Annotated in this window: 19 protein-coding genes and 1 pseudogene; 17 read left to right on the plus strand and 3 right to left on the minus strand. The window is 63.3% G+C overall.

Going from position 1 to position 23,633, the window contains the following annotated elements; translation table 11 throughout:
- The first annotated feature begins 1 nt into the window (after position 1).
- The 9 genes from murD to lpxC all read left to right on the plus strand — a co-directional run bounded on the left by murD (position 2) and on the right by lpxC (position 10,393).
- Complete coding sequence (murD, locus tag J7655_RS04345) at positions 2-1,351, plus strand: UDP-N-acetylmuramoyl-L-alanine--D-glutamate ligase (RefSeq protein WP_230926726.1); 1,350 nt, start codon at positions 2-4, stop codon at positions 1,349-1,351.
- The gene (gene ftsW / locus J7655_RS04350) at positions 1,345-2,565 is read left to right on the plus strand and encodes a putative lipid II flippase FtsW (RefSeq protein WP_230926727.1); all 1,221 of its coding nucleotides are present in this window, start codon (positions 1,345-1,347) and stop codon (positions 2,563-2,565) included. The genes murD and ftsW overlap by 7 nt, the downstream gene beginning before the upstream one ends.
- Complete coding sequence (gene murG, locus J7655_RS04355) at positions 2,555-3,625, plus strand: undecaprenyldiphospho-muramoylpentapeptide beta-N-acetylglucosaminyltransferase (protein ID WP_230926728.1); 1,071 nt, start codon at positions 2,555-2,557, stop codon at positions 3,623-3,625. Before ftsW ends, murG begins: the two co-directional genes overlap by 11 nt.
- 34 nt (positions 3,626-3,659) lie before the next feature.
- Positions 3,660-5,060 (plus strand): UDP-N-acetylmuramate--L-alanine ligase, encoded by a 1,401-nt coding sequence (gene murC, locus J7655_RS04360; protein ID WP_230927667.1) that lies wholly within the window; start codon positions 3,660-3,662, stop codon positions 5,058-5,060.
- Positions 5,057-5,998: a D-alanine--D-alanine ligase gene (locus J7655_RS04365; RefSeq protein WP_230926729.1), complete on the plus strand. Its 942-nt coding sequence runs from the start codon at positions 5,057-5,059 to the stop codon at positions 5,996-5,998. The genes murC and J7655_RS04365 overlap by 4 nt, the downstream gene beginning before the upstream one ends.
- A gap of 3 nt (positions 5,999-6,001) precedes the next feature.
- On the plus strand, positions 6,002-6,868 hold the full coding sequence (locus J7655_RS04370; RefSeq protein WP_230926730.1) for a cell division protein FtsQ/DivIB: 867 nt from the start codon (positions 6,002-6,004) through the stop codon (positions 6,866-6,868).
- Positions 6,869-6,883: 15 nt separating this feature from the next.
- Positions 6,884-8,131: a cell division protein FtsA gene (gene ftsA / locus J7655_RS04375; protein ID WP_230926731.1), complete on the plus strand. Its 1,248-nt coding sequence runs from the start codon at positions 6,884-6,886 to the stop codon at positions 8,129-8,131.
- Positions 8,132-8,176: 45 nt separating this feature from the next.
- The gene (gene ftsZ, locus J7655_RS04380) at positions 8,177-9,370 is read left to right on the plus strand and encodes a cell division protein FtsZ (RefSeq protein ID WP_230926732.1); all 1,194 of its coding nucleotides are present in this window, start codon (positions 8,177-8,179) and stop codon (positions 9,368-9,370) included.
- Between the two features lie 111 nt (positions 9,371-9,481).
- Entirely contained in the window at positions 9,482-10,393 is a 912-nt protein-coding gene (gene lpxC / locus J7655_RS04385; protein WP_230926733.1) for a UDP-3-O-acyl-N-acetylglucosamine deacetylase, read from the plus strand.
- A gap of 154 nt (positions 10,394-10,547) precedes the next feature.
- Here lpxC and J7655_RS04390 read toward each other — a convergent pair whose 3' ends face one another.
- Positions 10,548-11,003, minus strand: coding sequence for a DUF721 domain-containing protein (locus J7655_RS04390; protein ID WP_230926734.1), 456 nt, complete (start codon positions 11,001-11,003; stop codon positions 10,548-10,550).
- A gap of 78 nt (positions 11,004-11,081) precedes the next feature.
- On the opposite strand from J7655_RS04390, the gene J7655_RS04395 reads away from it, so the two are divergent.
- The 5 genes from J7655_RS04395 (at position 11,082) to J7655_RS04415 (ending at position 18,022) form a co-directional block, all read left to right on the plus strand.
- Entirely contained in the window at positions 11,082-12,002 is a 921-nt protein-coding gene (locus tag J7655_RS04395) for a M23 family metallopeptidase (RefSeq protein WP_230926735.1), read from the plus strand.
- A gap of 238 nt (positions 12,003-12,240) precedes the next feature.
- Positions 12,241-14,976 (plus strand): preprotein translocase subunit SecA, encoded by a 2,736-nt coding sequence (secA, locus tag J7655_RS04400; RefSeq protein WP_230926736.1) that lies wholly within the window; start codon positions 12,241-12,243, stop codon positions 14,974-14,976.
- A 140-nt stretch (positions 14,977-15,116) separates the two neighbouring features.
- Positions 15,117-16,334, plus strand: coding sequence for a bifunctional glutamate N-acetyltransferase/amino-acid acetyltransferase ArgJ (gene argJ / locus J7655_RS04405; protein WP_230926737.1), 1,218 nt, complete (start codon positions 15,117-15,119; stop codon positions 16,332-16,334).
- Between the two features lie 114 nt (positions 16,335-16,448).
- Positions 16,449-17,081 carry a glutathione S-transferase family protein gene (locus J7655_RS04410; RefSeq protein WP_230926738.1) on the plus strand — a complete coding sequence of 211 codons (633 nt, stop codon included), beginning with the start codon at positions 16,449-16,451 and terminating at the stop codon, positions 17,079-17,081.
- A complete protein-coding gene (locus J7655_RS04415; RefSeq protein WP_230926739.1) occupies positions 17,078-18,022 on the plus strand; it encodes a Nudix family hydrolase in 945 nt (314 codons plus the stop codon). The genes J7655_RS04410 and J7655_RS04415 overlap by 4 nt, the downstream gene beginning before the upstream one ends.
- 69 nt (positions 18,023-18,091) lie before the next feature.
- On the opposite strand, the gene J7655_RS04420 is transcribed toward J7655_RS04415, so the two are convergent.
- Together J7655_RS04420 and J7655_RS04425 are read right to left on the minus strand one after the other, a co-directional pair.
- Positions 18,092-18,919: a mechanosensitive ion channel family protein gene (locus J7655_RS04420; protein WP_230926740.1), complete on the minus strand. Its 828-nt coding sequence runs from the start codon at positions 18,917-18,919 to the stop codon at positions 18,092-18,094.
- A gap of 102 nt (positions 18,920-19,021) precedes the next feature.
- A complete protein-coding gene (locus J7655_RS04425; RefSeq protein ID WP_230926741.1) occupies positions 19,022-19,501 on the minus strand; it encodes a YajQ family cyclic di-GMP-binding protein in 480 nt (159 codons plus the stop codon).
- Between the two features lie 135 nt (positions 19,502-19,636).
- Here J7655_RS04425 and J7655_RS04430 point away from each other — a divergent pair.
- From J7655_RS04430 to J7655_RS04440, 3 genes and pseudogenes are all read left to right on the plus strand, one after another.
- Positions 19,637-20,602, plus strand: a pseudogene (locus J7655_RS04430) (response regulator); the annotation flags it as partial.
- Entirely contained in the window at positions 20,599-21,510 is a 912-nt protein-coding gene (locus tag J7655_RS04435) for a putative 2-dehydropantoate 2-reductase (protein ID WP_230926743.1), read from the plus strand. The pseudogene J7655_RS04430 and the gene J7655_RS04435, both read left to right, overlap by 4 nt.
- A 103-nt stretch (positions 21,511-21,613) precedes the next feature.
- A complete protein-coding gene (locus J7655_RS04440; RefSeq protein WP_230926744.1) occupies positions 21,614-23,632 on the plus strand; it encodes an ATP-binding protein in 2,019 nt (672 codons plus the stop codon).
- The last annotated feature ends 1 nt before the right edge of the window (position 23,633 follow it).

Raw genomic sequence — 23,633 nt, forward strand, 5'->3', positions numbered from 1 at the left:
CGTGACCCTGATCGCTTCCGACCAGTTCCGCATCGTTGTCGGCCTCGGCAAGAGCGGCATGTCCCTGGTGCGCTTCCTGGCGCAGCAGGGCGTGCGCTTCGCCGTGGCCGATACGCGCGCGAACCCGCCGGAGCTGGAGACGCTCAAGCGTGACTACCCGCAGGTGGAAGTGCGTTGTGGCGAGCTGGACGTGGAGTTCCTCTGCCGCGCCTCGGAGCTGTACGTGAGCCCGGGCCTGGCCGTGGCCACTCCGGCGTTGGCGGCAGCGGCTGCGCGCGGGGTGAAGCTGTCCGGCGATATCGACCTGTTCGCCCGTCACGCCAAGGCGCCGATCATCGCCATCACCGGCTCCAACGCCAAGAGCACCGTCACCACCCTGGTCGGCGAGATGGCGGCCGCCGCCGGTAAGCGTGTCGCCGTGGGCGGCAACCTCGGTACGCCGGCACTGGATCTGCTGGCGGACGACGTCGAGCTGTACGTGCTGGAGCTGTCCAGCTTCCAGCTGGAAACCACCGATCAGCTCAATGCCGAAGTGGCCACCTGTCTGAACATCAGCGAAGACCACATGGATCGCTACAGCGGGCTGCCGGCCTATCACCTGGCCAAGCACCGGATTTTCCGTGGCGCCCGCCAGGTGGTGATCAACCGCGACGACGCGCTGTCGCGCCCTTTGATTGCAGATCAGGTGACCTGCTGGGAATTCGGCCTGGGCAAACCAGATTTCAAACGCTTCGGTCTGCTCGAAGAGAATGGCGAGAAATCCCTGGCGTTTCGCTTCGAGGCGCTGCTGCCGGTGAGCGAACTGAAGATCCGTGGCGCGCACAACCAGTCCAACGCCCTGGCGGCGCTGGCGCTCGGTCATGCCGTGGGCCTGCCGATGGACGCCATGCTGGCCACCCTGCGCCAGTTCGCCGGGCTGCCGCATCGTTGCCAGTGGGTCGGTGAGCGCGCCGGTGTGAACTACTACGACGATTCCAAGGCCACCAATGTCGGCGCGGCGCTGGCGGCTATCGACGGCCTGGGTGGCGATATTGCCGGCAAGCTGGTGTTGATCGCCGGTGGCGATGGCAAGGGCGCCGACTTCTCCGCGCTCAAGGCGCCGGTGGCACGCTTCTGCCGCGCCGTGGTGCTGCTCGGTCGTGATGCCGAGCGCCTGGCCGAGGCCTTGGGTGATGCGGCGCCGCTGGTGCGCGTGCAAACCCTGGACGAGGCGGTGCAGCGCTGCAGCGAACTGGCCGAGGCGGGTGATGCCGTGCTGCTGTCGCCGGCCTGCGCCAGCCTGGATATGTTCAAGAACTTCGAAGAGCGCGGGCGTCTGTTCGCCCAGGCGGTGGGAGGTTTGTCATGTTGACGGACTTCCTCCACGTTCGGCCTTCGCCGCTGCTCGGGCGCGGCTTCGATGTCGATTTCCCGATGCTGGCCGGCTGTCTCGCTCTGCTCGGCCTGGGCCTGGTGATGATCACCTCGGCTTCCTCGGAAGTGGCGGCGGCGCTGTCCGGTAATCCGCTGTACCACATGATTCGCCATCTGATTTACCTGGTCATCGGCCTGGGTGCTGCCGGTGTCGTGCTGATGATCCCGATGAGTTTCTGGCAGCGTTATGGCTGGATGCTCCTGCTGGCGGCGTTCGGTCTGCTGGTGTTGGTGCTGATCCCCGGTATCGGCCGCGAGGTCAACGGTGCGCGACGCTGGATCGGCTTCGGCGCGTTCAACGTGCAGCCGTCGGAAATCGCCAAGGTGTTCGTCGTGGTCTACCTGGCCGGTTATCTGGTGCGCCGTCAGGAAGAGGTGCGCGAGAGCTGGATGGGCTTCTTCAAACCCTTTGTGGTGTTGCTGCCGATGGCCGGTCTGCTGCTGTTGGAGCCGGACTTCGGTGCCACCGTGGTGATGATGGGCTCGGCCATGGCCATGCTGTTCCTCGGCGGCGTCGGCATGCTGCGCTTCGGTTTGATGGTGGCGCTGGCGGTCGGTGCCGTGTTCGTTCTGGTACAGACCCAGGAATATCGCCTGCAGCGTCTGATCACCTTTACCGACCCCTGGGCCGATCAATATGGCGCTGGTTACCAACTGACCCAGGCGCTGATTGCCTTTGGTCGCGGTGAATGGTTTGGCGTTGGCCTGGGCAACAGCATCCAGAAGCAGTTCTACCTGCCGGAAGCGCACACCGACTTCGTTTTTTCGGTACTGGCCGAGGAGCTGGGGCTGGTCGGTGCGCTGACCACTTTGGGGCTGTTCGTTTTCGTCTGCGTGCGTGGTCTGTATATCGGCCTGTGGGCGGAAAAGGCCAAGCAGTTCTTCTCCGCCTACGTCGCCTATGGCCTGTCCTTCCTGTGGATCGGTCAGTTCCTGATCAATATCGGCGTGAACACCGGCCTGCTGCCGACCAAGGGGCTGACCCTGCCATTCCTCAGCTACGGCGGCTCGTCGCTGGTGATCTGCTGCGTCAGCCTGGCGCTGCTGCTGCGTATCGAATGGGAGCGGCGCAACGTGTTGGGTAACGAGGATATCGAGTTCAGCGAAGCGGATTTCGCCGAGCCGAGCAAGGAGGTCGCCCATGCGCGGTAATGTGCTGATCATGGCCGGCGGCACCGGCGGTCACGTATTCCCGGCGCTGGCCTGCGCGCGTGAATTCCAGGCACGCGGTTACGCCGTGCACTGGCTGGGCACGCCGCGTGGCATCGAGAACGAGCTGGTGCCTCAGGCCGGTTTACCGCTGCATCTGATCAACGTCAGCGGCCTGCGTGGCAAGGGCAAGCTGTCCCTGCTCAAGGCGCCATTCCAGTTGCTGCGTTCGCTGCTGCAGGCGCGGCGTATCGTGCGTGAGCTGCAGCCGGTGTGCGTGCTGGGCATGGGCGGTTATGTCACCGGGCCTGGCGGCCTGGCTGCGCGCCTGGCTGGCGTGCCGTTGATCATCCATGAACAAAACGCCGTGGCCGGCACTGCCAATCGCCTGCTGTCGCGTATTGCCACGCGCATCTGCGAAGCCTTCCCGAACACCTTCGCGGCTTCCGACAAGCGCCGCACCACCGGCAACCCGGTGCGTGAGGAGCTGTTCCTGGAAACCTCGCGCGAGCCGCTGGCCGGGCGCAAGCCGAAATTGCTGGTCCTCGGCGGCAGCCTGGGCGCCGAGCCGCTGAACAAACTGCTGCCGGCGGCGCTGCAGCAAATCCCTGCCGAGTTGCGCCCACAGGTGTTCCACCAGGCCGGTAAACAACATGCCGAGATCACTGCGGAGCGTTATCGCGAAGCTGCGGTCGAAGCCGAGGTCGCGCCGTTCATCAAGGATATGGCGCGCGCCTATGGCTGGGCCGATCTGGTGGTGTGCCGTGCCGGTGCGCTGACCGTCAGCGAGCTGGCCGCAGCCGGTCTGCCGTCGTTCCTGGTGCCGCTGCCGCACGCGATCGACGACCACCAGAGCCGCAATGCCGAATACCTGGCGAAGGAGGGCGCTGCCGTCCTGCTTGCGCAACATGCCACTGACGCGGCCACGCTTGCCGCGCAGCTTACCGAGGTTCTGATGCACCTGGAAAAACTCAACGTCATGGGCGCCACCGCGCGTCGCCTGGCCAAGCCTGATGCCACCCGCACGGTGGTCGACATTTGCCAGGAGGTGATGCGTGGCTAAGTCTCCCGCTGCGGTCAAGGCCGAAGTGCGGCGCATGCGCCGTATCCGCCGTATTCACTTCGTCGGTATCGGCGGCGTGGGCATGTGCGGCATCGCCGAGGTGCTGCTCAACCTGGGTTACGAAGTCTCCGGCTCCGACCTCAAGGCCTCGGCTGTGACCGAGCGCCTGGAAAACTTCGGTGCGACCATTTTTATCGGTCACCGTGCGGAGAACGCCGAGCAGGCTGACGTGCTGGTGGTATCCAGCGCCGTCAACACCAGCAACCCGGAGGTCGCCACTGCGCTGGAGCGTCGTATCCCGGTGGTGCCACGTGCCGAGATGCTCGCCGAGCTGATGCGCTACCGCCACGGCATCGCCGTGGCCGGCACCCATGGCAAGACCACCACCACCAGCCTGCTGGCCTCGGTGTTCGCCGCTGGCGGCCTTGATCCGACCTTCGTCATCGGTGGCCGCCTGAACGCTGCCGGCACCAATGCCCAGCTCGGCTCCAGCCGCTTCCTGATCGCCGAAGCCGACGAGAGCGACGCCAGCTTCCTGCACCTGCAGCCGATGGTTTCGGTGGTCACCAATATCGACGCCGACCACATGAGCACCTATGGCGGCGACTTCAACCGACTGAAGAAGACCTTCATCGAGTTCCTGCACAACCTGCCGTTCTACGGCCTGGCCGTGCTCTGCGTGGATGACCCGGTGGTGCGCGAGCTGCTGCCGCAGGTCGGCCGCCCGACCGTGACCTACGGCTTTGCCGAGGATGCCGACGTGCGCGCGATCAACGTGCGTCAGGAAGGCATGCGCACCTACTTCACCGTACTGCGCCCGGACTGCGAGCCGCTCGACGTGTCGGTGAACATGCCGGGCAACCACAACGTCCTCAATGCCCTGGCGACCATCGCCATCGCCACCGACGAAGGCATCGACGATGCCGCCATCGTCAGCGGCCTGTCGGGCTTCCAGGGTGTCGGTCGGCGCTTCCAGGTCTACGGCGAACTGCCGGTGGACGATGGCAGCGTGATGCTGGTCGACGACTACGGCCATCACCCGCGCGAAGTCGCTGCCGTGATCAAAGCCGTGCGTGGCGGCTGGCCGGAGCGTCGTCTGGTGATGGTCTACCAGCCGCACCGCTACAGCCGCACCCGCGATCTGTACGACGACTTCGTGCAGGTGCTGGGTGAAGCCAATGTACTGCTGCTGGTGGAGGTCTACCCGGCCGGCGAAGAGCCGATTCCCGGCGCCGACAGCCGCCAGCTGTGCCACAGCATCCGCCAGCGTGGCCAGCTCGACCCGATCTACGTCGAGCGTGGCGCCGATCTGGCGCCGCTGCTCAAACCGCTGCTGCGTGCCGGCGACATCCTGCTGTGCCAGGGCGCGGGCGATATCGGCGCGGTGGCACCGCAACTGATCAAACACCCGCTGTTCGTGGGGGAGTCGAAATGAGTTTGCACAGTACCCTCGATCCCAAGGCTTTCGGTCGCGTCGCCGTACTGTTCGGTGGCAAGAGCGCCGAGCGCGAGGTGTCGCTGAAATCCGGTAATGCCGTGCTCAGCGCCCTGCAGGCGGCTGGCGTGGACGCCTTCGGCATCGACGTGGGGGATGATTTCCTGCAGCGCCTGAACAGCGAGAAGATCGACCGTGCCTTCATCGTGCTGCACGGCCGTGGTGGCGAGGATGGCTCCATGCAGGGGCTGCTCGAGTGCGCCGGCATTCCCTACACCGGCAGCGGCATCCTCGCCTCGGCGCTGGCGATGGACAAGCTGCGCACCAAACAGGTCTGGCACAGCCTTGGCCTGCCGACGCCGCGTCATGCCGTGCTGACTTCGCAGGCCGACTGCGAAGCGGCAGCTGCCGAATTGGGCTTCCCGCTGATCGTCAAACCGGCGCATGAAGGCTCAAGCATCGGCATGGCCAAGGTCGACAGCGTCGAGGCGCTGATCGCTGCCTGGCAGGACGCCGCACGCTACGACAGCCAGGTGCTGGTCGAACAGTGGATCGCCGGCCTCGAATACACCATCGCCGTGCTGCGTGGCGAGGTGCTGCCGCCCATTGGCCTCGGCACCCCGCACACCTTCTACGACTACGACGCCAAGTATCTGGCCGATGACACCCAGTACCGCATCCCCTGCGGCCTCTCGGCCGAGAAAGAGGCGGAACTGAAAGAGCTGATCGCGCGTGCCTGCGAGGCCGTGGGCACTCAGGGCTGGGCGCGCGCCGATGTGATGCAAGATGCCAACGGCCAGTTCTGGCTGCTGGAAGTGAACACGGTACCGGGCATGACCGATCACAGCCTGGTGCCAATGGCTGCGCGTGCTGCCGGCCTGGATTTCCAGCAACTGGTGCTGGCGATCCTGGCTGACAGCGTCGAGGCGAGGGGTTAAGCGATGAGCATCGCTCTGCGTCATCAGGACACGCTGAGGGCTCCGCTGCGCGGCAAGCCCGCGCCGCGTGGCGCCAGCCGTCTGGTGGCCAAGGAGCCGATGCGCCTGCGTTTGCCCAAGGCTGATTTCTCCTGGGTAGGCCGTTTGCTTTGGCCGTTGCTGCTGGTCGCTCTGGGTTTCGGCGCCTATGAAGGTGCGCAGCGTCTGCTGCCCTATGCCGACCGCCCGATTGCACGCATCAGCGTGCAGGGCGACCTGGCCTATATCAGCCAGCAGGCAGTGCAGCGGCGCATCGCGCCATTTATCGAGGCGAGTTTTTTCAGCGTCGATCTGCGCGGCATGCGTGAAGAACTGGAGCGTATGCCCTGGATTGCCCATGCCGAAGTGCGTCGCGTCTGGCCGGATCAGATTGACGTACGCCTGGAAGAACAGCTGCCCATTGCTCGTTGGGGCGACGAGGCGCTGCTCAACAACCAGGGCCAGGCCTTCGCCCCGCAGGAGCTGGACAACTATCAGCACCTGCCGCAGCTCTATGGTCCTCAGCGTGCGCAGCCCAAGGTGATGCAGCAATACCAGATGCTCAGCCAGTTGCTGCGGCCGATGGGCTTTACCGTGGTCGGGCTGCAGTTGCGCGAGCGCGGCAGCTGGTTCCTCTCGGCCACCGAGAACGCCAGCGGCCAGCGCATCGACATCCTGCTGGGACGTGATCACGTGGTGGAAAAAATGCGTCGTTTCGCCGCCATCTATGAGCGGGAACTGATCGATCAGAGCGCGAACATCGCGCGCATCGACCTGCGTTATGCCAACGGCCTGGCCGTGGCCTGGCGTGAGCCGGTGGAGCCGGCTGCGGCCGAGCAGAAAGTGAATTGAGGAGAGGCTGGACTAATGAATAGCGCGCAGAGCGGCAAGATGATCGTTGGCCTGGACATCGGCACCTCCAAGGTGGTGGCGCTGGTGGGCGAGGTGACGGCCGACGGCCAGCTGGAAATCGTCGGCATCGGTACCCATCCGTCGCGCGGGCTGAAGAAGGGCGTGGTGGTCAATATCGAGTCCACCGTGGCTTCGATCCAGCGTGCCGTGGAAGAAGCGCAACTGATGGCCGGTTGCCGCATCCATTCGGCATTCGTTGGCGTGGCCGGCAATCACATCCGCAGCCTGAACAGCCACGGCATCGTCGCCATCCGTGATCGTGAAGTGAGCCCGGCCGATATCGAGCGCGTGCTCGACGCCGCGCAGGCCGTGGCGATTCCGGCAGACCAGCGCGTGCTGCACACCCTGGCGCAGGATTACGTGATCGACAACCAGGAAGGCGTGCGCGAGCCGCTGGGCATGTCCGGCGTGCGCCTGGAAGCCAAGGTGCACGTGGTCACCTGCGCCGTGAATGCGGCGCAGAACATCGAGAAATGCGTGCGCCGCTGCGGCCTGGAAGTCGACGACATCATCCTCGAACAGCTGGCCTCGGCCTATTCGGTACTGACCGAGGACGAGAAAGAGCTGGGCGTGTGCCTGGTGGACATCGGCGGTGGCACCACCGATATCGCCATCTTCACCGAAGGTGCGATTCGTCACACGGCGGTGATCCCGATTGCCGGTGATCAGGTCACCAACGATATCGCCATGGCCCTGCGTACGCCGACCCAGTACGCCGAGGAAATCAAGATTCGCTACGCCTGCGCCCTGGCCAAGCTGGCCGGTGCCGGTGAAACCATCAAGGTGCCGAGCGTCGGTGATCGTCCGCCGCGCGACCTGTCGCGCCAGTCCCTGGCCGAGGTGGTCGAGCCGCGCTACGACGAGCTGTTTACCCTGGTACAGGCCGAGCTGCGTCGCAGTGGCTACGAAGATCTGATTCCGGCCGGGATCGTCATGACCGGCGGTACGGCGAAGATGGAAGGCGCGGTCGAACTGGCCGAGGAAATCTTTCATATGCCGGTACGCCTTGGTGTGCCGCATAGCGTCAAGGGCATGGGCGACGTCGTGCGCAACCCGATTTATTCCACCGGTGTGGGGCTGCTGATGTACGGGCTGCAGAAGCAGAACGACGGCATTTCCATGTCGGTGGGCAGTCCTTATCAGGACGAGAGCAAACCCCCGGTACTCGAACGCATCAAGCGTTGGGTACAAGGCAATTTCTGAATTTTGCGGTAGGCGTTACACAACTAGAAAGGAAGGAGAGGGATCATGTTCGAACTAGTAGACAACATTCCACAAAGCGCAGTGATCAAGGTCATTGGTGTCGGTGGTGGCGGCGGTAACGCAGTCAATCACATGGCCGTCAGCAACATCGAGGGCGTCGAGTTCATCTGCGCCAACACCGATGCGCAGGCGCTGAAGAACATCGGTGCGCGCACCGTGCTGCAGCTCGGCCCGGGCGTGACCAAGGGCCTGGGTGCTGGCGCCAATCCCGAAGTCGGTCGTCAGGCCGCGCTGGAAGACCGTGAGCGTATCGCCGAAGTGCTGGCCGGCACCGACATGGTGTTCATCACCACCGGTATGGGCGGTGGCACCGGTACCGGCGCTGCTCCGGTGATCGCCGAAGTGGCTAAGGAACTGGGTATCCTCACCGTGGCCGTGGTCACCCGTCCGTTCCCGTTCGAAGGCAAGAAGCGCATGGTCATCGCCGATGAAGGCATCCGTGCATTGGCCGAGAGCGTCGACTCGCTGATCACCATCCCCAACGAAAAACTGCTGACCATCCTCGGCAAGGACGCCAGCCTGCTGTCTGCCTTCGCCAAGGCTGACGACGTACTGGCCGGTGCCGTACGCGGTATCTCCGACATCATCAAGCGTCCGGGCATGATCAACGTCGACTTCGCCGACGTGAAAACCGTGATGAGCGAAATGGGCATGGCCATGATGGGCACCGGCTGCGCCAGCGGTCCGAACCGTGCGCGTGAAGCGACCGAGGCGGCCATCCGCAACCCGCTGCTGGAAGACGTCAACCTGCAGGGCGCGCGCGGCATCCTGGTGAACATCACCGCAGGTCCCGATCTGTCGCTGGGTGAATACTCCGACGTGGGTAACATCATCGAGCAGTTCGCCTCCGATCAGGCCACCGTCAAGGTCGGCACCGTGATCGACGCCGACATGCGCGACGAACTGCACGTCACCGTGGTCGCTACCGGCCTGGGTGCGCGCATGGAAAAACCGGTCAAGGTGGTCGACAACACCGTACAGGTCGCCGTCACTCAGTCGGTTGCCCAGCAGCCTGCCGCGCCTGCGCGCAGCGAGCAGTCGGTCAACTACAAGGACTACGAACGCCCGACCGTGCAGCGTCAGAGCCATGGCGGCGCGGCCACTGCAGCCAAGCTCAATACCCAGGACGATCTCGATTACCTGGATATTCCGGCGTTCCTGCGTCGCCAGGCTGATTGATGGAATTTATCAGGAGTATATGGGTGATTGGTGTTCAGCAAAGGTCGGTTCTGCTATTATTTCCGACCATTGTTGAAAACAGTTCGCAACTAGCGATATAGCGGCCAAGCCATGATCAGACAACGCACCCTGAAGAACATCATCCGTGCCACCGGCGTTGGCCTGCATTCGGGGGAAAAGGTTTACCTGACCCTGAAGCCGGCTCCGGTGGACACCGGTATCGTGTTTCGTCGCACCGACCTCGATCCTGTCGTGGAAATCCGCGCACTGGCCGGGAATGTCGGTGAAACCACCATGTCGACCACGTTGATCAATGGCGACGTCAAGGTGGACACGGTAGAGCACCTGCTTTCGGCCATGGCTGGCCTGGGCATCGATAACGCCTACGTTGAGCTCTCCGCGTCCGAAGTGCCGATCATGGATGGCAGCGCTGGTCCCTTTGTATTCCTGATTCAATCCGCTGGCCTGCAGGAGCAGGAAGCGCCGAAGAAGTTCATCCGTATCCTGCGTGAGGTGACGGTGGAGGAGGGCGACAAGCGCGCCACCTTCGTGCCTTTCGACGGTTTCAAGGTGAGCTTCGAGATCGACTTCGATCACCCCGTGTTCCGCAATCGCACGCAGAGCGCCAGTGTGGATTTCTCCAGCACGTCTTTCGTCAAGGAAGTCAGCCGGGCCCGCACCTTCGGCTTCATGCGTGACATCGAGTTCCTGCGTTCACAGAACCTGGCGCTTGGTGGCAGTGTGGAAAACGCCATCGTGGTCGACGAGTATCGCGTGCTCAATGAAGACGGCCTGCGTTACGAGGACGAATTCGTCAAACACAAGATTCTCGATGCCATCGGTGACCTGTACCTGCTGGGCAATAGCCTGATCGGCGAGTTCAAGGGCTTCAAGTCCGGTCACGCATTGAACAACCGTTTGCTGCGTACCCTGATCGAGCAGGCCGATGCCTGGGAAATGGTGACCTTCGAAGACGCCAACCTCGCGCCGATCTCTTACATGCGTCCGGTTGCGGCGGTGTAAACCTACTCTCTTTCCTGCTTCAATTTTAGGCCACCTTCGGGTGGCCTTTTTTATGTCTTGCTGCAGCCATGGCGTGCTGCGTTGAGACGGTTCTCCGGCGACGTTTTTCTGCTGGTCGTGCCCGGATGACCTTTGCCGACGAACGGACGAGGCGTCATTCGTCCTTGCGAGTGTGGCTGGCCAGGCGCTCAAGTGCGGCGCGTAGTCTGGGGTCGCTGATGCCTTCGGCGGTGGCCTGGATGCTATGTGCGGCGCTGTCGGAGAGGTGCAAGGTGCGACCTGCTGCGCGATTCTGGCCACCTTGAGGTTGCACCTTGAATATGATTTTCGTTAAGGTCGCGAACTCTTCAAGCGCCTGCAGCTGTCGTTGCAATCTTCGTTGCTGGTAACGCAGGCGTGTTGCCCAGTGGCCGTCGGTCACGATCAACAACAGACAGCCGTCGCGCCAGGACGCTACATGACAGTGCTCCCGGGCTGCGGGCTGTAGCTGGCTATCGACAAGACGCTGTAGGTGAACAAGGCGTTGTGCCTGGCTGAACAGCGCTTTCAGGGGCTTTGCTTCGCGCAGCAGCTTAGCGGGTGCCTGGGCCGGCAAGGGACGAAACGTCATGGCGGGAAGCCTTAAGTTGCAGAGCCGACATGGTAGCAGAGCGTGCTGCCGGCCTGTGCTTTGTGAAAAGGGGAAACCATGCACATCATTTTGCTCAACAGTCGCCATGGTTCAGCGCGAACGATCCATTTGAACCTGCGCTGGCTGCTGCTATCGGTTGTTGTGTTGCTGGCTCTGAGCCTTGGTGCCGGTGCCGCGCTGGGTGCCAGGTGGCTGACCGCCGAACCAGTGGTCGATGCCTCGCTGGCCAAGGCGCTCGATCAACAGCGCGAACAGGTTGGCGCCGTACGCCAGGATGCGCAGCGTCAGCTCGATGCCTTCGCCGTTCACGTTGCCGAGTTGCAGGCGCGCCTTACCCGGCTCGATGCCCTGGGTGAGCGTCTTACCGAGTTGGCGGAGCTGGATGCCGGCGAGTTCGACTTCTCACTCGGTGTAGGCCAGGGCGGTGCAGAGGATGCGCTGGGCGCTTCGGCGTATGCGCCGCCGCCTTTCATGAGTGCGCTCGATGAGCTGGCGTTGCGCGTGGACAGTCGCGAGCAGCAGCTTGAAGTGCTCGAGCAATTGCTGGGTGAGCGCCGTCTGAATGAGGCCGAAACCCTCTCCGGTCGTCCGGTTTTGCAAGGTTATGTGTCGTCACCCTTTGGTCGTCGTGTGCACCCCTTGACCGGTCGCGCCAGTGTTCACAAGGGCATCGACTTCGCCGCCAAGCCTGGTAGCGACGTAGTCGCGGTGGCGGCTGGTGTGGTGACCTTCTCCGGGAAGAAGAGTGGTTACGGCAATACCGTGGAAGTCAGCCATGCCGATGGCTACGTCACGCTCTATGCGCACAACCAGAGCAATACCGTGCAGATCGGTGATCTGGTGCAGCGTGGCCAGACCATTGCCAAGGTCGGTCGCAGTGGGCGCTCCACCGGTTATCACGTGCATTTCGAGGTCAGCAAGGAGGGGCGTCAGGTCAATCCGGCCCTGTACATCGCGCGGGCCAGCGGCGTCGAGTAAACAGGTCGCTTTCGCCTCGCCCTTGTATTGCCGGCATTGACCCTCATATAAGGTTTCACGTCGCGCTCCCGGCCTGCCGGGTGGCGCGGTCTGCAACACACGCGGCAGCAATGGGCTGACAACGTCACTTTCCTCCCTGGGTTTTCCGGGTAGAATGCCCCCTTCGTCTGTAGCCATGCTGGCTGCCATGTCGCGGTTTGCGCCGACCTCCATCCATTCGCCGGAAGATCCTGTCGATATGTTTGCGCCTCTGTTGAAAAAACTTTTCGGAAGCAAGAATGAGCGTGAAGTCAAACGCATGCTCAAGGCGGTACAGTCCGTCAACGCCCTCGAAGAGCAGATGATCGCCCTCTCGGACGAGCAGCTGCGTGGTAAGACCGAAGAGTTCAAGGGCCGTCTGGCCAAGGGCGAAACCCTCGATAAGCTGCTTCCCGAAGCCTTTGCCGTGGCCCGTGAGGCCGGCAAGCGGGTGATGGGCATGCGCCACTTCGATGTGCAGCTCATCGGCGGCATGACCCTGCACGAAGGCAAGATCGCCGAGATGCGTACTGGTGAGGGCAAGACCCTGGTCGGTACCCTGGCCGTCTACCTCAATGCGCTGTCCGGCAAGGGCGTGCATGTGGTCACGGTCAACGAATACCTGGCACGCCGCGATGCCAACTGGATGCGTCCGCTGTACGAGTTTCTCGGTCTTTCCGTGGGTATCGTCACCCCCTTCCAGCCGCCGGAAGAGAAGCGCGCCGCGTATGCCGCCGATATCACCTACGGCACCAACAACGAATTCGGTTTCGACTACCTGCGCGACAACATGGCCTTCAGCCTGGAAGACAAGTTCCAGCGTGAGCTGAATTTCGCCGTGATCGACGAAGTCGACTCCATCCTCATCGACGAAGCGCGTACCCCGCTGATCATTTCCGGTCAGGCCGAAGACAGCTCCAAGCTGTACATCGAGATCAACAAGCTGATCCCGCGCCTGAGCCAGCACATCGAGGAAGAGGAAGGCGTGGTGACCCAGGAAGGTCACTACAAGATCGATGAGAAGTCGCGTCAGGTCGAGCTCAACGAAGCCGGCCACCAGTACGTCGAGGAGATGCTCACCGCTGCCGGCCTGCTGGCCGAAGGTGAAAGCCTGTATTCCGCACATAACCTCGGTCTGCTGACTCACGTTTACGCCGGCCTGCGTGCACACAAGCTGTTCCATCGTAATGTCGAATACATCGTGCAGAACGGCCAGGTCATCCTGATCGACGAGCACACCGGGCGTACCATGCCGGGCCGTCGTCTGTCCGAAGGTCTGCATCAGGCCATCGAGGCCAAGGAAGGGGTGAACATCCAGGCCGAGAGCCAGACGCTGGCTTCGACCACCTTCCAGAACTACTTCCGTCTCTACAACAAGCTGTCCGGCATGACCGGTACTGCCGATACCGAGGCGTTCGAGTTCCGCCAGATCTACGGTCTGGACGTGATGGTCATCCCGACCAACAAGCCGGTGGCGCGTAAGGACTTCAACGACCTGGTCTACCTGACCCAGGAAGAGAAGTACCAGGCGATCATCGCTGACATCAAGGACTGCCAGGCCCAGGGCCGGCCGATTCTGGTCGGTACTGCCACCATCGAAACCTCCGAGTACGTCAGCCAGCTGCTGAATAAGGAAGGCATCGAGCACAAGGTGCTCAACGCCAAGTTCCACGACAAGGAAGCCGAGATCATCGCCCAGGCCGGTCGTCCGGGGGCGCTGACCATCGCTACCAACATGGCCGGTCGCGGTACCGACATCCTCCTCGGTGGCAACTGGGAAGTGGAAGTTGCCGCGCTGGAAAACCCGACCGACGAGCAGATCGCACAGATCAAGGCTGACTGGCAGAAGCGCCATCAGCAGGTCATCGAGGCCGGTGGCCTGCATGTGATCGCTTCCGAGCGTCACGAATCGCGCCGTATCGACAACCAGCTGCGTGGCCGTGCCGGTCGTCAGGGTGACCCGGGTTCCAGCCGCTTCTATCTGTCGCTGGAAGACAATCTAATGCGTATCTTCGCCTCCGACCGGGTGAAGAACTTCATGAAGGCTCTCGGCATGCAGTCCGGCGAGGCCATCGAGCACCGCATGGTCACCAACGCCATCGAGAAGGCGCAGCGCAAGGTCGAAGGTCGCAACTTCGACATGCGCAAGCAACTGCTGGAATTTGACGACGTGGCCAACGAGCAGCGCAAGGTGATCTACCACATGCGCAACAGCCTGCTGGCTGCCGAGAGCGTTGGCGATACCATTGCCGAGTTCCGCGAGGAAGTGTTGAGCGCCGCCATTAACAGCCACATTCCGCCGCAGTCGATGCCGGAGCAGTGGGATGTGGCCGGTCTGGAATCCACCCTGCAGAGCGATTTCGGTCTCAAGCTGCCGATTCAGCAGTGGCTGGATGAAGACGACAAGCTGTACGAGGAAACCCTGCGCGAGCGCATCCTCGCCGAGCTGCTGACTGCGTACAACGAGAAGGAAACCCAGGCCAGCGCCGAAGCGCTGCGTACCTTCGAGAAGCAGATTCTGCTGCGCGTACTGGATGACCTGTGGAAAGACCACCTGTCGACCATGGATCACCTGCGTCACGGTATTCACCTGCGTGGCTACGCGCAGAAGAATCCTAAACAGGAGTACAAACGCGAGTCCTTTGCCCTGTTCCAGGAGCTGCTGGAGTCGATCAAGCGCGACACCATTCGCGTTCTTTGCCACGTTCAGGTTCGTCGCGAGGATCCGGCCGAAGAGGAAGCGCGCCTGCGTCGCGAAGCCGAGGCCCTGGCCGAGCGCATGCAGTTCCAGCATGCCGATGCTTCGGCACTGATGGCCGAAGACAGCGCGGCTGAAGAGGGCGATGTCGCCGTGGCGGCTGCGCCGGTACGCGCCGAACCCAAGGTCGGTCGTAACGAGCCGTGCCCCTGTGGTTCGGGCAAGAAGTACAAGCACTGTCACGGCCAGATCGGCTGATCGAGGCCGCTTGCAGTAGCGGGCGCTTCGGCTATGCTGCCAGCGCCCTGACAACGCCGCGACGGCTGTGCCGCTCGCGGCGTTTTACCATCTCATCCGGTCGCCCGAGCGATCACTGCATACTTGAAGGAGCGCATCTCATGGCTGTTGGTCTTGGCCCGCTGTCTACCCTGCACCCGGTTCCCGGTTTCGAGCTGGGCATCGCCTCGGCCGGCATCAAGCGCCCCGGGCGCAAGGATGTGGTGGTGATGCGCTGCGCCGAAGGTTCGCGGATTGCCGGGGTGACCACGACCAACGCGTTCTGCGCTGCGCCGGTACTGATTACCCGCGAGCGCCTGGGCGGCGAAGTGCGTTACCTGCTGACCAACACCGGCAACGCCAACGCCGGCACCGGTGCCGATGGCCTGGCACGCGCACGCCGTGCCTGTGCGCGCCTGGCTGAGCTGACTGGCGTGGCGGAAAGCGCCGTGCTGCCGTTTTCCACCGGGGTGATCGGTGAGCCGTTGCCGGTCGAGAAGATCGAGTCCGCGCTGCAGGCGGCGCTGGACGACCTCAAGGCCGATAACTGGGAAGCGGCTGCGACCGGCATCATGACCACCGACACCCTGCCCAAGGGCGCCAGCCGGCAGTTCCAGCATGACGGCGTGACCATCACCGTGACCGGCATCAGCAAGGGCGCGGGGATGATCCGCCCGAACATGGCCACCATGCTCGGCTACATTGCCACCGACGCCAAGGTCGCTCAGGGCGTGCTGCAGGATCTGGTGCGCGATGCGGCGAACAAGTCGTTCAACCGCATCACCATCGATGGTGACACCTCCACCAATGACTGCTGCATGCTGATCGCCACCGGCCAGGCCGGGTTGCCGGAAATCAGCGAAGCCTCGGGTGAACTGTTCGCCAAGCTCAAGCAGGCGGTATTCGACGTCTTCATGGAAGTGGCGCAGGCCATCGTCCGTGACGGCGAAGGTGCGACCAAGTTCGTCACCGTGCAGGTCAATGGCGGTGGCACCCATCAGGAGTGCCTGGACGTAGCCTACGCCGTGGCCCACTCGCCGCTGATCAAGACCGCGCTGTTCGCCTCCGACCCGAACTGGGGCCGCATCCTCGCAGCGGTCGGCTATGCCGGCGTACCGCAACTGGACGTGAGCAAGATCGACGTATTCCTCGGTGAAGTCTGCATCGCCAGCAAGGGTTGCCGCGCGACCACCTACACCGAAGAACAGGGTGCGGCAGTGATGGCCCGTGAGGAAATCACCATCCGCATCGAGCTGGGACGCGGCACCTGCAGCGAGACCATCTGGACCACCGACCTGTCCCACGAGTACGTCAAGATCAACGCCGAATACCGCACCTGATCGCGTCCTGCTCGTCCGTATTCCCGCGCCTCATGTCCGCATGACGCGCGGGAATTTGCTATTCGGGAGGCAGGCTTTTAACGTCGAGCGACTTCATGCCCGAGGACGCGCGAGATGCCTGTGAAACTGGTGATTGGCGACAAGAACTATTCCTCCTGGTCGTTGCGCGCCGCGCTGGCGGTCGAGCTGGCCGGTGTGGAATGTGAAGAAGTGCGGGTGCGCCTGTATCAGCCCGACAGCCGCGCGCAATTGCTACGGCACTCGCCCACCGGCAAGGTGCCGGTGCTGCTCACCGAGCATGGGCCGGTGTGGGATTCGCTGGCGATAGCCGAGTATCTGGCCGAGCGCTACCCCGAGGCGCAGCTGTGGCCGCAGGCGCCTCAGGCACGCGCCTTGGCGCGTAGTGTTTGTGCGGAGATGCACAGTGGCTTCAGCGCGCTGCGCAGCCACCTGCCGATGGATCTGGCGCGTGACAAGGCGCTGACCGAGCTGCCGGACGCGGCGCAGGCCGATATCGACCGCATCTGCGCGATCTGGGCCGATTGCCGCGAGCGCTTCGGCAGTTCCGGCAACTATCTGTTCGGTCAGGCCAGCATTGCCGATGCCTTCTTCGCGCCGGTTGCCGCACGCCTGCGCAGTTATCATGTGGCCTTGCCGACAACGGCAGCGGCCTATGTCGAAACCATCTACCGCTGGCCGGCGTTCCAACGCTGGCATCAGGCAGCATTGCAGGAGGTCAAGGGGTGAAGCGTGTGCATGTCGCAGCAGCAGTGATTCGGGGTGTCGATGGACGCATCCTGCTCGCCAGGCGACCTGAGGACAAACACCAGGGCGGGCTCTGGGAGTTCCCCGGTGGCAAGGTGGAAGAGGGCGAAACCGTGCATGCCGCGCTCGCGCGCGAACTGCAGGAGGAACTGGGCATTTGCCCGCAGGCGGCGCGCCCGCTGATCCAGATTCGCCACGATTACCCGGACAAGCAGGTGCTGCTGGACGTCTGGGAGGTTTCGGCCTTCAGTGGCGAGCCGCATGGTGCCGAGGGTCAGCCGCTGGCCTGGGCCAGCGAGCGGCAGTTGCTGGACTACCAATTCCCCGCCGCCAACAAACCCATAGTCGCCGCCGCGCGCCTGCCCGAGTGCTACCTGATCACTCCGGATGGCCTGGCGCCGAGCGAGCTGCTGGCCGGCATCCGCAGTGCCCTGGCCCAAGGCATACGCCTGATTCAACTGCGTGCGCCGAACATGTTCGATGCGCAGTACCGCGACCTGGCCGTCGATGTGCAGGGACTGTGCGCCGGCAAGGCGCAACTGATGCTCAAGGGGCCGCTGGAGTGGCTGGGCGACTTTCCGGCGGCCGGCTGGCACCTGACCGCCGAGCAACTGCGTCAATACGGCGCTGGTGGTCGACCGTTCCCTGAAAATCGCTGGTTGGCCGCTTCCTGCCACAGTCCCGAGGAGTTGGCCCTTGCTGCGCAGATGGGGGTGGATTTCGCCACCCTGTCACCGCTGCAGGCCACCGCCACGCACCCCGGCGCGCAGCCGCTGGGCTGGGAGGCGGCGCGCGAGATGCTGGCGGGGTTTAACTTGCCGGCTTACCTGCTGGGCGGTGTTGGCCCGGGCGACGTCGAGCGTGCCTGGCAGATCGGCGCTCAGGGTGTGGCGGGTATTCGCGCATTCTGGCCCGCCTCGTAGAGAGGTAAATCAGCCGCTCGTGCGAGCGGCTGTCCTGATTGAACCGCAGCCTGGTGCGAGGGGAGCGCTTTACTCGGCTTTGCTCAGGTGCACCACGCGCTGTGGAAAGGGAATGCCGATGCCGGCTTCGCTCAGGCGTTCCTTGGCTTGTTCGGTAAAGTCGAAGGTCACGGGCCAGAAGTCGCCGGTCGCCACCCAGACGCGCAGCGACAGATTCACCGCGCTTTCCCCAAGCCCGGTGACGAACACCGCTGGCGCAGGGTCGAGGTGCACGCGCGGATCCCGGGCGATATCCAGCAGCACCTCACGGGCCTGTTTGATGTCGCTGGCGTAATCGATGCCGATGTTGATATCGGCACGTCGACGCGGTTCGCGCGAATAGTTGGTGATATGTCCGTTGGACAGGCTGCCGTTGGGCACGATCACCACCTTGTTGTCGCCGGTCTTCAGGGTGGTATGGAAGATCTGGATGCTGTCGACGCTGCCGGATACCCCCTGGGCCTCGATCCAGTCCCCCGCCCGGAAGGGACGAAACAGCATGATCAGCACGCCACCGGCGAAATTGGCCAGGCTGCCCTGCAAGGCCAGGCCGATGGCCAGGCCTGCCGCACCGATCATGGCGATGAACGAGGTGGTTTCTACGCCGATCATCGAGGCCACGCTGATCAGCAGCAGAATGCGCAGCACGATGCTGATCAGGCTGCCGATGAAGCTGCTCAGGGCGCGGTCGATCTTGCGTACTTCAAGCATGCGCCCGATGCTCGAGGTCAGCCTGCTGATCAACCACCAGCCAATCAGCAGAGTGATCAGGGCCAGAGTCAACTTGCCGCTGTACTCCAGCACCACAGGCAGCCAGGCTTCGGACAGCTTGACCAGTTCGTCGACGTTCATCTCCATGGGGACTCCTGTTTTCCCGTGCCTGAAACGCAACCGCCATGGCAGGCCATGGCGGTCAGAATGCTATCAACCTAGTGTGCGACGCCCTGGCGCCGCAAAGGTTCAATCGCGGAAATTGTTGTACTGCAGCGGCATGCCGAACTCGTGACCGCGCAGCAGGGCGATGGCTTCCTGCAGGTCGTCACGTTTCTTGCCGGTCACGCGTACCTGCTCGCCCTGGATGGCGGCCTGCACCTTGAGCTTGGCGTCCTTGATGTGAGCGACGATCTTCTTCGCCAGCTCCTTGTCGATACCTTCGCGGAAGGTGACCTCCTGCTTCATCACCTTGCCTGACGCGTAGGGATCCTTGGTTTCCATGCACTGGCAGTCGATCTTGCGCTTGACCAGGCTGCTACGCACGATGTCGAGCATCTGCTCGAGCATGAACTCGGCTTCGGCGGTCAGGGTCAGCGCCTTGTCCTTGCTTTCGATGCTGCACTTGCCGCGCAGATCGAAACGGCGGTCGAGTTCCTTGATGGCGTTATCGACCGCATTGGTCAGTTCGTGTTTATCCAGTTCGGACACGACGTCGAACGAAGGCATGAGTGGGCTCCTGATGGACGGCGCGATCCTCTTCACGGAGTGAACGCGCCTGACTTGACGATAACTATGGCGGCCTCATTATACCCACTCTGATAAACGCCGTTTGGCGTCCTTCCCTCCTGCCTGCGAGCCAGTACCATGCCTAACCCCCATCTCAGCATCCTGGTGGTGGACGACGCCAAGTTCTCCAGTGCCATGATTGGCCGTGCACTGAGCCAGGCTGGCTACCAGGACGTACGCTTTGCCAGCAGCGCCAGCGAAGCCCTGCAGCAACTGGAGCAGCGCCCGGCCAGCGTATTGCTGGCCGACTGGCTGATGCCCGAGATCGACGGCCTGGAGCTGACCGCGCGGGTACGTCAGCTGGACGAGACGGCCGATCACTACACCTACATCATCCTGCTCACCGGCAAGGAAGGCGAAAACGTGCTGGGCGAGGCCTTCGACCGGGGCGTCGATGACTTCATCAGCAAGGCGGCCATGAACGAGCAGCTGGTGCCGCGTGTGTACGCCGCCGACCGGCTGTGCAATACCCTGCAGCGCCTGCTGCACGAAAACCGCATGCTCACGCAGAGTGTCGCCAGCCTGGAGCGCCGCAATCTGGTCGACCCGCTGACGGGGCTGGGCAACCCGCGCTATTTGCGCCAGAAGCTCTCCGACAGCCTGCGCCAGATCGAATCACGCGGCGGCGCTGTCTGCTACCTGTTGATAGGTCTGCCCGAAGCCACGCAACTGCGTAGCCAGTATGGAGAACGCTTCTTCAATGAGCTGCTGCACAGTGCCGCCCGTCGGCTGCAGCAACTGGTCCGGCCGCTGGATGTGCTGACCCGTCTGGATGACAACCATTTTGGCCTGATCACGCTGCTTGATGATCTGCAGGAATGTTCGCCGAGCAGTTTCAAGCGTCTGCACGAGGGGCTGAACCTCAAGGCATTCAAGACCAGCGAAGGCTTCATCACCCTGAAGGCGGGCATCAGCCTGGTCGGCATCGATGCCAAGGCACTGCCCACCGACCCCGAGCAACTGATCCAGCATGCACAAAAGCTGCTGGCCGAGTCCTACGCCAGCGGTCGCGTCGCCGCCATGCGGTTGCCCCTGCCGTGACCTGGCACATTCTCGGCGCCGGCAGCCTCGGCAGCCTGTGGGCTGCGCGTCTGGCTCGTGCCGGTCTGCCGGTCAGGTTGATTCTGCGCAACCGGCAACGCCTCGAGGCCTATCGTCAGGCCGGTGGCCTGACCCTGATCGAGGCGGGGCAGGCTCAGCGCTTCGCCATCCCTGCCGAGTTGCCGCAGGCGCATGCGCCCATTCATCGTTTGCTGCTGGCCTGCAAGGCTTATGACGCGCAGCAGGCCGTCGCGAGTATCGCCAGGCGTCTGGCGCCGGGCGCCGAGTTGTTGCTGCTGCAAAATGGTCTCGGCAGTCAGGACGCCGTCGCCCGTGATCTGCCCGCGCAACGTTGCCTGTTCGTTTCCAGCACCGAAGGTGCCTTTCGTCCTGCCGATTTTCAGGTGGTGTTTGCCGGCCAGGGGCAAAACTGGCTGGGCGACCCGCATGACCCCCAACCGCCCGCCTGGCTAAGCGAGCTGCAGCACGCCGGCATCACGCACCAGTGGAGCCCGGACATTCTCGCGCGGCTGTGGCGCAAACTGGCGCTGAACTGCGCGATCAACCCGCTCACCGTGCTGTACGACTGCCGTAACGGCGAGCTGGCCGGGCACTCGGTTGAAGTCGCCAGCCTGTGCAGCGAACTCGTTGCCCTGCTGCAGGGCTGCGGCCAGGCGGCGGCTGCAGAGCATTTGCATGAGGACGTGCTGCGGGTGATCCATGCCACCGCCGCCAACTACTCCTCCATGCATCAGGACGTTGCGCAAGGGCGGCGTACCGAGCTCAGCTATCTGCTGGGCTACGCCTGCGCGGCTGCACGGCGCCAGCAGTTGCACCTGCCACAGCTGGAGCAGCTGCAGCAGCGTCTGATCAAGCATCTGCGCGAACGGGGTTTGCCGCTGGATTGACGTGGCAAACCGCCGCTCATGGCCTGGCCGGTTACAACCGCCCTACACAGGCAGTGGGCAACCGCGCTAACCTGCCGTTTCCATTCGTCACCACGACACCTTCATGAGATTGCGTCAGCGCCTCGAAAACCTGCCGGTTGGCCGCAAGCTGCTCGCTGCACTGTTGGCGTTGCTCGCCGCCGTGATGCTGGTGGCCAATCTGGCCTTCATCAGTGCTGCCTACTGGATCACCCAGGAAAGCATGGCGCCACAGGCGCTGCACACCCTGGGCCGCCTGATCGCCAGCCCGACGCTGAGCAAGGAAGCCCTGCACTCGTCGGCCTCGGCCGAGGCTGTGCTCACGCGCCTGGATGATTACGCGCCGCTGCGTGCAGCGGTGATCTATGACAGCAATGGCAACAGCCTGGCGCAATTGCAGCGCGGGGAGAAACTGCAATTGCCACAGCAACTGAGCCAGTTGCAGCACTGGCGCGAAACGGCTTTTCGCACCAATCTGCTGGTCGACCTGCCGCATCCCAGCGGTCGTCCCGGTGCCCTGTTGCTGGTCGCCTCCAGTGAACTGCCGGGGGCGTTCTATACCGGCACCCTGACCGCCAGCCTGGTGATTCTGGCGTTCAGCGTGCTGTTGTGGCTGCTGGTGGCCAAACAGATCAAGCGTCTGGTGACCAAGCCCATCCGCCGTCTCGAGGAACTGTCGCGTCAGGTTACCCGCGAAGAGAACTATGCGCTGCGCGCCGATCGCGGCAATCAGGACGAAATCGGCAGCCTGGCCGATGCCTTCAACACCATGCTGATGCGCATGGAAGCCCGCGAGCAGCAACTCAAGCGCGCCCGCGACGACGCCCAGCAGGCCTTCGATCAGGCGCAGAGCCTGGCCGAGGAAACCCGCCACTCCAACCGCAAGCTGGAGCTGGAAGTGCAGGTGCGCAGCAAGATCGAGAAGAAGCTCACCGGTTTCCAGAACTACCTCAACAGCATCATCGACTCCATGCCCTCGGCGCTGATCGCCCTCGATGAGCAGCTTTACGTTACGCAGTGGAATCAGGAGGCCAGCACGTTATCCGGCACGCCGCTGGAAGAGGCACTGAACCAGCCGGTGTTCCTCGCCTTTCCGCCACTCAAGCCGTTTCTGCCCCAGCTCAAAGGTACCGCCGAACAACATCGGGTGGAGAAGATCGAGCGTGTCACCTGGCACAAGGGCGAAGAGCCTCATCATTACGCCCTGACGTTCTACCCGCTGATGGGCGGTGCCGGGCGTGGCGTGGTGATCCGTATCGACGACATCACCCAGCGCCTGGCTCTCGAGGAAATGATGGTGCAGTCGGAAAAGATGCTCTCGGTCGGCGGCCTGGCGGCGGGTATGGCGCATGAAATCAACAACCCGCTCGGGGCCATCCTGCATAACGTGCAGAACATTCGCCGGCGCCTGTCGCCGGAGCTGGAAATAAACCTCGAACGGGCCGAGCAGGCCGGCATCAGCCTGGCTGCCATCGAGCAGTACATGGAGGCGCGCGAGATTCCGCGCCTGCTCGATGGCATCCAGCAGGCTGGCCAGCGCGCCGCCAAGATCGTCAGCCATATGCTCAGCTTCAGCCGCCGTAGCGACCGTCAGCTGTCGCCCTGCGAGCTGCCGGCACTGATCGATCAGGCGCTGGAAATTGCCGGCAACGACTTCGACCTGGCTGATGGTTTCGACTTCCGCACCCTGGAAATCGTGCGCCAGTTCGATCCGTTGCTGGGGCCGGTAGCCGCGACTGCCAACGAACTGGAGCAGGTGCTGCTCAACTTGCTGAAGAACGCCGCGCAGGCCATTCATCAACGCGACGACGAGGCCGAGCCAGGCCGTATCATCCTGCGTACGCGGCAGGCTGGCAGTTGGGCGGAAGTGCAGGTCGAGGACAACGGCATCGGCATGAGCGAAACCGTGCGCAAGCGCATCTTCGAACCCTTTTTCACCACCAAGGAGGTCGGTCAGGGCACCGGCCTCGGTCTGGCGGTCTCCTATTTCATCATCACCAACAATCACAAGGGGCAGATGGAAGTGCACTCCACGCCGGGCCAGGGCACCTGCTTTACCCTGCGCCTGCCGCTGGCCTCCCTGCCCGAGCACACAGGACTCTGAA

This window comes from Pseudomonas wenzhouensis (genome assembly GCF_021029445.1).
In the GTDB taxonomy this organism is placed as follows: Bacteria; Pseudomonadota; Gammaproteobacteria; order Pseudomonadales; family Pseudomonadaceae; genus Aquipseudomonas; species Aquipseudomonas wenzhouensis.